Genomic DNA, 11312 nt, shown 5'->3' with positions numbered 1-11312 from the left:
GTGGAGCCCGTCCCGCGGGCGCTCCCCCAGCTCGATCAGGGAGGGCAGGAAGCCGGCCACCGTCTTGCCGCCGCCGGTGGGGGCGATCAGCAGGGCGGACTCGCCGGCCTGCGCCGCCGCCACCATGGCCAGCTGGTGGGCGTGCGGCGCCCAGCCGCGCGAGCGGAACCAGCCGGCGACGTTGGGCGGGAGCAGGGCCTCCGTCATGCCGGAGGCCCCTGAACCCCGCTAAATGAAACCGGATGAAACGCCGTGAAACACTTTTCAGCAGGTTGTTTCATTCCCACCCCTCGTTCCGCCCGACCTGACGGAGCCGGAACGAGGGGTGGGCGGTAGGAAAATTATCAACGGGACGAGGTCATTTTGCAACGCCCGTCAGGTGCCCCGCCGTGATGAAGTTGGTGTTGCCGGTGATGGTGGTGATGTCCCCCGACCCGATGCCGTAGGAGGGGATCCACGCCTCCGTCTGCGGGCAGCCGGTGGAGCCCGGCGTGCAGAAGGCCAGCCCCAGCGGCGCGCCCTGCGCGTTCAGCGCGAAGGCGAGGCAGCCCGACCCCACGCCCGACGCCGAGTTCGCCGAGATGCCCCGGCCCGCCTTATAGGCCGGCGCGCCGTTCACCGTGTAGGGGAAGTGCGGGACGATGGAGGAGTCGATGACCGGCACGCCGATCACCGCCGCCGCCCCCGACGGCGCCGCCGGCAGGGTGCCGCACGACGGCCCGGTCGTGGACGCGCTGGTGCTGGTGACCGGGGCGGCGTCGATGATCACCACGTGCCCGGTGTCGCCCTTGTGGTCCTCGCCCGGCTGGCTGCAATAGAGGCCGTAGCACCACGCCAGCACGTCGCCCGCACCCAGGTTGCGGAAGTCCGTCACCGGCGTGACGTAGGGCGCCACGCCCGCCGCCGCCGCGTTGCCGGCCTGGATGTCGTTGAACAGGTACGTCCACGTCGCGGCGCGCGGCCACGCGTAGTTCTGCACGTCGTACGCGAAGCGCCCGGAGTTCTTCCAATAGCCGGTGACCGCCGTGTACAGCTGCGTCCCCGGCAGCGCCGGCAGCGAGTTTTGCAGGCTGGTGAGGTCCGCCGTCGTCGGCGGGCAGTTCGGATAGCTCTGCGGCGCCGCCGGAACCTTGCCGGCCAGCGCGTTCGACACGGTGAAGTCGACGAAGCCCGAACAGTCGGTGTAGGCGTGCGTCGAAATGTGCCCCGGCTGCGTGAAGGCCACCGGCACGCCGGATGCCCCCTTGCCGGCGTTCTGTTCGTAATCGTACTGCGTGCAGTACACGTTGCTCAGCACCGACGCCGCGAAGGCGTGCACCTGCGCCGCCGTCTGCGCCACCGCCGCCCCGCCGGCCAGCCCGATTACCAGCGCCGCGGCAGCCCCCGCCACCCAGCGCCCGTTCCCCTTGATCATGCCCGTCCCCCGACGTTCAATTCGCAACCCTCTCTAGAAGGTGCACGGGCAGGCCGGCAAGGCGCAAGTCGCGGCGAAATGACACGAAATGAATCAACGGGGTGGGATTGTGCATAAAGGTGTATGGGGATGCGGGGTTCGGGAGCGACGCAGGGGGCGCCGCCCCCTGCACCCCCGCCAAGGGCCACAGGCCCTTGGATCCCAGGAGATGTTACCGGATGATACGCCGTGATACGGATTCGGGTGGGGCGTAACATTCGGGGGCCTCGTTTCTCCAGCGCCTCAGGGGGCAACGGGACGAGTATGTCCTTCGGTAGGAATTTTGTCCAGGGAGTGAGGTGGGGCGTTCCGATCCGCGTCCGCTGTCAAGGGCCGGGCGTTGTCGCCGCGCCCCGGACGCTATACCTTTTGCACATGCTTCCGGAGAGCCTGCATGGCGAAGAAACTGACGATCAGCGTGGATGACGAGGTCTATGACGGCCTGCACCGCGTGGTGGGACGTGATCGCATCGGTCGCTTCCTGTCCGATCTGGCCCGTCCGCATGTGGTTCCCGGCGATCTTGACGCGGGTTACCGCGCGATGGCCGCCGATGAGGAGCGGGAAGCCGAAGCCGACGAATGGTCCGAAGGTCTGATCGGCGATGCTGCAAGTGTCTACCGTTGAGGAATGGGCTTTGTCGGGGCTATCTGACTTAACCATCCTTGGACTGCTTCGGTTTCTCTTTTCATGCCAATTGCGATAAAAATTGACAATGCCTTCTGCCAATTAGCTTCGGCCTCGAGAATGTCGCCTTTTTCTTTATATAAAAAGCCGATATTGGCGAGCGCGTTTGCTATTCCATCCTTTCGCCCAATTTCTCTGCTCAAGTTAAGTGCTTTGTGGAGGTGTTCCTCGGCTTTGTTTAGATCATTGCGTAACCTATATGTTACTCCGAGGTTTCCGTAGATATTTGCAATGTTGTCCTTACGGCCAAGTGAGATTTCCAAATCAAGGGCTTTTCTAAAAAGTTCTTCCGATTTATCTAAAAGTTCTTCCGATTTATCTAAAAGCTTATCCGATTTATATAAATTTCCGCGCATTTGGTAGATTAGTCCGAGATTGCTGTAACTGCTCGCAATGCCCTCATTTCGACCGAGTTCAGTGTTCAGGTCGAGGGCCTTCTGGTGATGTTCTTCCGCTTTGGCGAGGTTGCCGCGTATTCTATAAATTAGGCCAAGATTGCCGTATTGGCGAGCCATGCCGTCTTTTTGACCGATTTCATTGTTCAGATTGAGAGCCTTATGATGGAATTCCTCGGCTTTATCTAGGTCACCTCGCATTTGATAGATCAGCCCAAGGTTTCCAGTGGCTTTAGCAACGACCTCTCGCTCGCCGGCTTTATCCCCAAGTGACAGGACCCTTTCGTATGCCTGCTGGGCATCGTTCAGTGCACCAATGCGGAATAGTAGATGGCCGAGACGGTTCCATCCATCGTGGTTGTATGGGTCGAGTTCCACGGCTTTTCGATAGGCGTCGAGCGCCTTCTCGGTATCATTGAGGAATGCCAGGGCTCCCAGATGACCAGCTGCTACCGCAGCTTCTTTGAAGCTTTGGCGGCCGGCCGCTTCTTTAGAAGCCAGGATGTCCTTGAAGATAGTCTCGGCTTCGTTCGTACGTCCTCTGCCAAGAGCATCGAGGGCAGCGTCAATGGTCGGTGCTTGCGCTGGTCGGTTGCGGCGTTCCTCGTCCAGTGCCTTCAAAGCTTCGGCAAGCTGTTGTTCGGATTGTCGGGCACGTGCAATGGCCTGTACGGCGTCTCTTCGCGCTGCTTCTGTCGCATGCTTAGCGCTAGCGGCATCAACTTTCGCCTTTGCATAATCGTCAATCAAACGGTGAGCATCGAAGTTGGATGATCCTGATTGTGGGCTAATAATAACGTTACCGTCCGCGTGAATGCTATTTGCAGCAACCGCGCTCGGTGATGATGTATTGGTTTGAGCGCTTGAAGCGCTAACGGATTGCTGCTTAGAGTCTTGAGGCGCCGGATTCGTGAGTATGGACAGCCAGCTGAACGCGCCCACCAGAACGGTTACGCCGATCCCTTGAAAGAGTACTGCCCAATTCCGGGCCACCCACTGCCACGCGCCCATCCGCCCTGCTCGACAGTCGCTTTCCCGCACGACCTAAGTATATCATATTATATAATGAAAAGGCGACGACAATTGATGGCGGACCGTCAGGTGTTCGGTTTGCCCGTATAGCCTATGAATGTTTATCGGGCGCCCATTTTAATCAGGCTACGAAATTTATTTTTTGAAATATCGGAAACTAGCGTCCTGTAGTTAGTTTATGCCGAACTGAAATTGCGCGCATGTTCGCTGTAAAAATAGCATGTTTGTAGGCGCACTCGTGGTGATAGGATGTGTATTTATCTTTACGGCTATGGCATTGGAAGGTAAGTCCAGCACATTTGGTGCGCATTGCTTGTTGTGAAGAGCTAAATATTTGCGTGCTTTTGCGAGATCTGCTAGTGACGGGCGCGGTCTCCCCGCGAGGCTGTGATGTAAATCCGCATCGGTACGGCTGATCAAATTTCAGTTCAAAGATGTAGACTGCACATTAAATCAAAATATACTTCTGAAGTAACGGCGGAGACAAAATTTTTCTTGCATACGGCTAAGGGCGTTGTTTTTGCTCCGGGAACGCCTTCACCAGCTTGGCGACGATTTCCAGGTCGCGTAGGGACAGGCGGCGGGTGGTGGTCAGGATCTCGGCTTCCAGGGGGAGGCGGGCCGGGTCGATGGGATCGGACGCGTCGAAGGGGGCCGTCAACTCGCGCAGCGGGACGTTCAGCTTCTCGCTGAGGCGGATCAGGGTTTCCAGCTTTGGGAAGGTCAGGCCCCGTTCCATCTTGGACACCGCCTGGACGGAACGGTCGATCAACCCCGCAAGGTCCTCCTGCGTGAGGTCACGCGCCTCGCGGAGCGTGCGGAGCATCAGACCAAATTCGTGCGTGCGGGCCATGCCCGGACTGTCGTTCGGGTAGAGTGCGTTGACCACCAACTCAAGGCGCTATACAGTCCATCTATTGACGCTTGAGCGTAAGTTTGGCGGGGCTTGCATGCGCTGTCTCGGGAAACTGCTGGTCATCTGGGGCGGGCTGCTGCCGGTGCTTACCTTCCCGTGGATGCGCGGGTTCCATTGGCAACTGGGGGTGCTCGGCAGCCTGGAGCAGATGCACTTTGTCGTCCTGGAAGGGGAGGTTTCGTACGCCGCCGTTGTGACGCTCGGGCTGGGGCTGGTGGGACTCGGGATGAGCTACGTCGTGCTGGCGGAGGAGGGGGAGCGGCTGATGCGGCGGGACCCTCACCCGCCCGCTGCGCGGGCACCCTCTCCCGGGGCGGGAGAGGGTTAGGATGGCTGGGTCCAGGGCTGCCGCCCTGGCGGGGGAGCGCGAGGGGCGCGCAGCCCCTCGCATGTTGCGCTGCGATGGTGCTATCCTCGGGGCATCCCGGCCGCACACGTTTTCTTTGGCGCGTGAGGTCCCATGCCGCTCTATTCGTACCGTTGCAAAGCCTGCGACCGTGAGTTCGAGACCCTGGTCCGGTCCACCGACGTGCCGGCGTGCCCGGCGTGCGGCGGGGCGGAGTTGGACAAGCTCGTCTCGCGGCCGGCGCCGGAGGCCAAGTCCGGCGCGCTGCTGAAGGCCGCCCGTGGTCAGGCGGCGCGCGAGGGGCACTTCAGCAATTACAGCCGCTCGGAACGCGCGAAGCTCTGAGTGCTCGCTCTCCGCCGTCAGCGCCACCATATCGGGGTGGTGAGCGACGGCGGAGGTGCGGCATGGCGCTGGTGTTGGCAGGCGGGAACCCGTTGCGGCGCATCCCGGTCGCCTACGTCAACAAGGCGCTGATCCTCGCCTGCGTGCTGTCCTTCGTGCTGGGCCTGCCGCCGGAGCCGTTCGCGTTCGTCCCCGCCTACGTGTTCGGCACGGTGGAGGTGGCGGCCCCGCTGCCGCTGGGGGACACGCTGCGCGGCGTGTTCGGGCACGTGCTGGTGCACGGGGACCCGGTGCACCTCGTCACCAACATGGTCGCTTTATGGGTGTTCGGCGACAATGTGGAGGACGCGCTGGGGCACGTCCGCTACCTCGCCTTCTTCCTGCTGTGCGCGGCGGTGGGGGCGCTGAGCGAGGGGGTGATGGCGGTGGAGCCGATGCGGCCGCTGGTGGGGGCGAGCGGGGCGATTTCCGGCGTCATGGGGGCCTACCTGCTGCTGCACCCGCATGCCAAGCTGCTGATATTGCTGTTCTTCCGCATTCCGGTGCTGCTGCCGGCGTCGCTGGTGGTGGGGGGCGATCTGGCGGCCAACGTGGCGATGGCCGTGTTCCAGCCGGCGGGGGCGGGCATGGGGGACGTGGCGTGGTGGGCGCACATCGGCGGGTTCGCGGCCGGCATGCTGCTGGTGGTGCCGCTGCGGCGCGCGGGCGTGCCGCTGTTCCACCCGGCGCACGCCTATCCGGAGGTGCCGTTTCCACGGCTGCAGACGGTGCTGGTGGACTTCTTCCCCGCCCGGCGGCGGCCGGGCAACGGGGTGATGGCGGCGGGCAAGGCCGCCGTGTACCTGGGGCTGGTCGTCGTGCTGATCTGGACGCTATAGTCGCCGCCCGATGGATCGTTTTCGGGAAGGGGTTTCCACATGGCGGACGGGGTGGCGCCGGTGCTCGGCGTGATCGGCGGAAGCGGCGTCTATGACATCGACGGGCTGGAGAACAAGCGCTGGGTGAAGGTGGACAGCCCCTTCGGCGAGCCGTCGGACGAGCTGCTGATGGGGGAGCTGGACGGGCAGAGGCTGGTCTTTCTGCCGCGCCACGGCCGCGGCCACCGCATCCCGCCGTCGGAGCTGAACTTCCGCGCCAACATCGACGCGCTGAAGCGGGCGGGCGTGACGGAGATCCTCAGCGTGTCGGCCGTCGGCTCGCTGAAGGAGCACCTGCCGCCGGGCACCTTCGTGCTGGTCGACCAGTTCATCGACCGCACGTTTGCGCGGGTGAAGAGCTTCTTCGGCACCGGGCTGGTGGCGCACGTGCCGCTGGGCCACCCGGTGTGCGGGCGCCTGGGCGACGCCATCGAGGCGGCGCTGAAGGAACTGGACGTCAAGTACCAGCGCGGCGGCACCTACATGGTGATGGAAGGGCCGCAGTTCTCGACGCTGGCGGAATCCGAGCTGTACCGCAGCTGGGGATGCGAGGTCATCGGCATGACCAACATGCCCGAGGCCAAGTTGGCCCGCGAGGCGGAGATGTGCTACGCGACCGTGGCGATGGTCACCGACTACGACTGCTGGCACCCGGACCACGACGACGTGACGGTGGAGGCGGTGATCAAGGTGGTGGTTGCCAACGCCGAGAAGGCGCGCGCCCTGGTGAAGCAGGTGGCGCCGAAGCTGCGCGGGCGCACGCACGTCTGCGACAAGGGCTGCCACACGGCGCTGGAGAACGCCATCATGACGGCACCCGACAAGCGCGATCCGGAGCTGATGAGCAAGCTGGACGCGGTGGCGGGGCGCGTGCTGGGGACGCGGTAGGCGTCCCCCTTTACCGGCGATCAGTGGCGGGTGCGCGCGGGCGTAATGTAGACGCCATCCCAGTCGACGCCGAACAGGGCGTCGTCGCCGGCCTCTTCGACCAGGTCCTCGTACTCGATGGCGTCGATCACGCCGAAGATCGACGCGGTGCCCTCGGCGTCCAGGTCGCAGGTGATGACGCGGCTGCCGACCTCGACCGAGGTGAAGAAGACTTCCGACAGCTCCATGGCGTCCAGCTCGGCGGCGACGCGGCACTCGATCTGGTGGGCCATGACCGCCGGCATCGAGGCGCGCAGCTGGGCCGCCTGCGAGGCCCACACGATGCGCTGCACGCGGGTGGCCGGCCGGCCGTCCTCGCCCTCCGCCGGGGCCGGGCTGGTGGCCATGCTGATCATCCGGGACACCAGGCTCGAGGGGTTCGTCGCGCGCATAAGGACCTCCGTGCTATGCGAGCCCCACAGTCGGCCTTCGGTGGTTAAAGGGGTCTTAAGACGAAGGTGAGCAGAGGGCTTACCCCCTTCGGCTATTTGTCGTAGGACGTGGAGCCAGGGCACGGGCGAGGGCGGCGTAGGCCGTGGCGATGCGCGCGGCGGTGGTGGCGTTGTGGCGGATCAGCGCCACGTTGGCGGTGAGGCTGCGGCCGCCGGTGATCTCCTTCATGCGGGCCAGCAGGAAGGGGGTGACGGCCTTGCCGGTGACGCCTTGGGCGTCGGCGTCGCGCAGGGCCCGGGCGATGGCGGCCTCGGCCTCGGCGGCGTCCAGGGCGTCGGCCTCCGGCACCGGGTTGGCGGCGACGATGCCGCCGTCCAGGCTCAGGCGCCACTTGGCCTGCATGATGCGGGCGACCTCGTCGGGCGTGTCGCAGCGGCGCACCACCGGAAGCCCGGAGGTGCGGGCGTAGAAGGCGGGGAAGTCGTCGGTGCCCAGGCCCAGCACAGGGACGCCGCGCGTTTCCAGGTATTCCAGCGTCTTGGGCAGGTCGAGGATCGACTTGGCGCCGGCGCAGACGACGCAGACGCTGGTGCGCGCCAGCTCGTCCAGGTCGGCCGATATGTCGAAGGTGGTCTCGGCGCCGCGGTGCACGCCGCCGATGCCGCCGGTGGCGAAGACGGCGATGCCCGCGCGCTCGGCCGCGATCATCGTCGCCGCCACGGTGGTGGCGCCCAGCGCCCCGGTGGCGAGCGCCACCGGCAGGTCGCGACGGCTGAGCTTCCACACGTCCTTCGATGTGGCGAGGCGGTCGATGTCGTCGGCGTCCAGGCCGACGCGGATGCGGCCGTCCAGCACGGCGATGGTGGCGGGCACCGCGCCCTCCGCCCGTACGGCGGCCTCCAGCGCGCGGGCGGTCTCCACGTTCTGCGGGTGCGGCATGCCGTGCGCGATGACGGTGGATTCCAGCGCCACGACCGGCCGGTGCTCGGCCAGCGCGTCGGCCACCTCGGGCGCGAGGGACAGGTATTCGTGCATGGGCGGAGGATGCGGGGGCGGCGGGACGCGCGCAATGGGAAGTTGATCCTAGATCGATGGAGGCCCATATTGGGGGCATGTCCTCCCGCCTCCCCCCAAATCAAAATTCTCCTGGGCGTTGGATGCGCGTCTGCCCCGAGGGGCTGTTCGTCGAGCCCGGCGGCTTCTTCATCGACCACGTGCGCGCCGTGGAGCGCGCCGTGGTCACGCACGGCCATTCCGACCACGCGCGGCCGGGGCACAGGCACGTGCTGGCCACCGAAGGCACGCTGGCCATCATGCGCCAGCGCCTGGGCGACGGGGCGGGGCAGGGCCGGCAGGCGCTGGGCTATGGCGAGGCGATTCGCATCGGCGACACCACCGTGCGGCTGGCGCCGGCCGGGCACGTGCTGGGCAGCGCGCAGGTGGTGGTGGAGTTCGGTGGCAGCCGGGTGGTGGTGTCCGGCGACTACAAGCGGACCTTCGACCGCACCTGCGCGCCGTTCGAACCGGTGCCGTGCGACGTCTTCGTCACCGAGGCGACCTTCGGCCTGCCGGTGTTCCGCCACCCGCCGGACCTGGGCGAGGTGGAGAAGCTGCTGCATTCCATGACGGTGTTCCCGGAGCGCAGCCACGTGGTGGGCGTCTACGCGCTGGGCAAGTGCCAGCGGCTGATCACGCTGCTGCGCGCGGCGGGGTATGAGCGGCCGATCTACCTGCACGGCGCGCTGACGCCGATCTGCGACCTGTACCGGGGCTTCGGCGTCGAGCTGGGCGAGCTGCGCCCGGCCACCGTGGCGGCGAAGGAGGAGCTGAAGGGCGCCCTGGTGCTGGCGCCGCCGGGCGCCATCGCCGACCGCTGGGCGCGCCGGCTGAGCGACCCGGTGGTGGCGATGGCGTCGGGCTGGATGCGCGTGCGCCAGCGGGCGCGGCAGCGCGGGGTGGAACTGCCGCTGGTCATCTCCGACCACGCCGACTGGGACGAACTGTGCCGCACGCTGGACGAGGTGGGGGCGCCCGAGGTGTGGGTGACGCACGGGCGCGAGGAGGCGCTGGTGCACCACGCCCGTTCCCGCGGCATCCGCGCCCGCGCCCTGGCGCTGGTGGGGTTCGAGGAGGAGGGGGCGTGAAACGCTTCGCCGACCTCATCGACGCGCTGGTGTTCATGCCGTCGCGCAACGGCAAGATCCGGCTGCTGGGCGATTACTTCGCGCACGTCCCGGACCCGGAGCGCGGGTGGGCGCTGGCGGCGCTGACCGAGACGCTGGTGTTCCGCGAGGCGAAGCCGGCCGCCGTGCGGCAGATGGTGCTGAACCGGGTGGATCCGGAGCTGTTCGGCTGGTCCTACGACTACGTCGGCGATCTGGCGGAGACGGTGGCGCTGATCTGGCCGGAGCGGCCGGCGCTTGCCAACAGCCTGCCGCCGACGCTGACCGAGGTGGTGGAAACGCTGGGCGCCGCCAAACGCAGCGCGGTGATGGACCTGATCGAAGGCTGGATGGACAGCCTGGACGCCTCCTCGCGCTTCGCGCTTTTGAAGCTGATCACCGGTTCCTTGCGCGTCGGCGTGTCGGCACGGCTGGCGAAGACGGCGCTGGCGGCGTGGGGAAAGGTGGACGTCAACGCCATCGAGGAGTGCTGGCACGGCCTGACGCCGCCGTACGAGCCGCTGTTCGCCTGGCTGGAGGGGCGGGCGGAGGCGCCGTCCTCGGCGCAGGGCGCCGGGTTCCGGCCGCTGATGCTGGCCAACCCGCTGGAGGAGGAGGACATGGCCGGCCTCGACCCGGCCGGGTATTGCGCGGAGTGGAAGTGGGACGGCATCCGCGTGCAGCTGGTGGCGCGCGGCGGCGAGCGGCGGCTGTACAGCCGCACCGGCGACGACGTGTCCCCCGCCTTCCCGGACGTGACCGACCACATGGCGTTCGAGGCGGTGCTGGACGGCGAGCTGCTGGTGGTGCGCGACGGCGCGGTGGCGCCGTTCAACGATTTGCAGCAGCGGCTGAACCGCAAGACGGTGACGGCGAAGATGCTGCAGGAGTACCCGGCCTTCGTGCGCCTCTACGACATCCTGGTGGAGGGCGGCGAGGACCTGCGGGGGCTGGGGTTCACGGAGCGCCGCGCGCGGCTGGAGCGCTGGTACGCCGAGGTGCGGCCGCGCCGCATGGACCTGTCGCCGCTCATACCCTTCGCCGACTGGGACGCGCTGAAGGCCCTGCGCGAGGGGGCGCGGGAGGCGGCCATCGAGGGGCTGATGCTGAAGCGCCGCGACAGCGCCTACGTCGCCGGGCGGCCGAAGGGGCCGTGGTTCAAGTGGAAGCGCGGTGCCCTGACGCTCGACACCGTGCTGATGTACGCGCAGCGCGGGCACGGCAAGCGGTCGTCCTTCTATTCGGACTTCACCTTCGGCGTCTGGCGGAACGGCGGGGGCGAGGGCGGCGAGGCGGGGGAGGAGCTGGTGCCGGTCGGCAAGGCGTACTTCGGCTTCACCGACGCCGAGCTGGTGGAGCTGGACCGCTGGGTGCGCAACCACACCGTCCGCCGCTACGGCCCGGTGCGGGAGGTGGCGCCGGGGCTGGTGCTGGAGGTGGCGTTCGACAGCGTGCACCGCTCCACCCGGCACAAGAGCGGGCTGGCCATGCGGTTCCCGCGCGTTCACCGCATCCGCTGGGACAAGCCGGCGCCGGAGGCCGACCGATTGCCGACGCTGGAGCGGATGGTGGTGGGGTAGGGGGCCTCCGACATTGGGTTTTCACGGCCCGGAGGACGACCGGGCGCTGGGGGAGACCAGCACCCGGCCGACGGTGCCCTTGCCGAGCAGGCGCTCGCAGATCTCATCCAGACGTTTTCGCAAGGCCGGACCGTTGACGATGCTGGCGCGCACGATCCATC

General features: G+C 66.5%; 13 protein-coding genes. 7 read left to right on the top strand and 6 right to left on the bottom strand.

All coding sequences use genetic code 11. The features are described 5' to 3' along the window. Together VED21_RS04975 and VED21_RS04970 are read right to left on the bottom strand one after the other, a co-directional pair. Positions 1-207, bottom strand: a 207-nt coding sequence (locus tag VED21_RS04975; RefSeq protein WP_324881214.1) for a hypothetical protein, incomplete at its 3' end; no start/stop codon positions are given. Between the two features lie 151 nt (positions 208-358). Further along, positions 359-1414 (bottom strand): hypothetical protein, encoded by a 1056-nt coding sequence (locus VED21_RS04970; RefSeq protein WP_324881213.1) that lies wholly within the window; start codon positions 1412-1414, stop codon positions 359-361. Positions 1415-1847: 433 nt separating this feature from the next. Between VED21_RS04970 and VED21_RS04965 the strand changes: the two genes are divergently transcribed. Then, positions 1848-2078 (top strand): hypothetical protein, encoded by a 231-nt coding sequence (locus VED21_RS04965; RefSeq protein ID WP_324881212.1) that lies wholly within the window; start codon positions 1848-1850, stop codon positions 2076-2078. Here the strand turns inward: VED21_RS04965 and VED21_RS04960 are convergent. Both VED21_RS04960 and VED21_RS04955 read right to left on the bottom strand, forming a co-directional pair. Then, a complete protein-coding gene (locus tag VED21_RS04960; RefSeq protein WP_324881211.1) occupies positions 2069-3544 on the bottom strand; it encodes a tetratricopeptide repeat protein in 1476 nt (491 codons plus the stop codon). The two genes, VED21_RS04965 and VED21_RS04960, sit on opposite strands and share 10 nt — an antisense overlap. A 526-nt stretch (positions 3545-4070) precedes the next feature. After that, a complete protein-coding gene (locus VED21_RS04955; protein ID WP_324881210.1) occupies positions 4071-4391 on the bottom strand; it encodes a helix-turn-helix transcriptional regulator in 321 nt (106 codons plus the stop codon). 124 nt (positions 4392-4515) lie between these two features. Here VED21_RS04955 and VED21_RS04950 point away from each other — a divergent pair, with 124 nt between their 5' ends. The 4 genes from VED21_RS04950 (at position 4516) to VED21_RS04935 (ending at position 6977) form a co-directional block, all read left to right on the top strand. Next, positions 4516-4809 carry a hypothetical protein gene (locus tag VED21_RS04950; RefSeq protein ID WP_324881209.1) on the top strand — a complete coding sequence of 98 codons (294 nt, stop codon included), beginning with the start codon at positions 4516-4518 and terminating at the stop codon, positions 4807-4809. A gap of 132 nt (positions 4810-4941) precedes the next feature. After that, complete coding sequence (locus VED21_RS04945; RefSeq protein ID WP_324881208.1) at positions 4942-5172, top strand: zinc ribbon domain-containing protein; 231 nt, start codon at positions 4942-4944, stop codon at positions 5170-5172. Between the two features lie 62 nt (positions 5173-5234). Beyond that, positions 5235-6050, top strand: a complete 816-nt coding sequence (locus tag VED21_RS04940; RefSeq protein WP_324881207.1) for a rhomboid family intramembrane serine protease — start codon at positions 5235-5237, stop codon at positions 6048-6050. Positions 6051-6089: 39 nt separating this feature from the next. Then, on the top strand, positions 6090-6977 hold the full coding sequence (locus VED21_RS04935; protein ID WP_324881206.1) for an S-methyl-5'-thioadenosine phosphorylase: 888 nt from the start codon (positions 6090-6092) through the stop codon (positions 6975-6977). Positions 6978-6997: 20 nt separating this feature from the next. Here VED21_RS04935 and VED21_RS04930 read toward each other — a convergent pair whose 3' ends face one another. Then, complete coding sequence (locus tag VED21_RS04930; protein WP_324881205.1) at positions 6998-7363, bottom strand: hypothetical protein; 366 nt, start codon at positions 7361-7363, stop codon at positions 6998-7000. 124 nt (positions 7364-7487) lie between these two features. Next, the gene (locus VED21_RS04925; RefSeq protein ID WP_324881204.1) at positions 7488-8444 is read right to left on the bottom strand and encodes a pseudouridine-5'-phosphate glycosidase; all 957 of its coding nucleotides are present in this window, start codon (positions 8442-8444) and stop codon (positions 7488-7490) included. Positions 8445-8566: 122 nt separating this feature from the next. Between VED21_RS04925 and VED21_RS04920 the strand changes: the two genes are divergently transcribed. Next, positions 8567-9553 carry a ligase-associated DNA damage response exonuclease gene (locus VED21_RS04920; RefSeq protein ID WP_324881203.1) on the top strand — a complete coding sequence of 329 codons (987 nt, stop codon included), beginning with the start codon at positions 8567-8569 and terminating at the stop codon, positions 9551-9553. Further along, positions 9550-11151, top strand: coding sequence for a cisplatin damage response ATP-dependent DNA ligase (locus tag VED21_RS04915; protein WP_324881202.1), 1602 nt, complete (start codon positions 9550-9552; stop codon positions 11149-11151). Before VED21_RS04920 ends, VED21_RS04915 begins: the two co-directional genes overlap by 4 nt. Positions 11152-11312: the final 161 nt, after the last annotated feature.

Origin of the sequence: Azospirillum sp., assembly GCF_035627195.1 — a bacterium.
Classification (GTDB): domain Bacteria; phylum Pseudomonadota; class Alphaproteobacteria; order Azospirillales; family Azospirillaceae; genus Azospirillum.
Note: the sequence above shows the minus strand (reverse complement) of the source record. Positions and strands in the feature narration are given on the sequence as shown.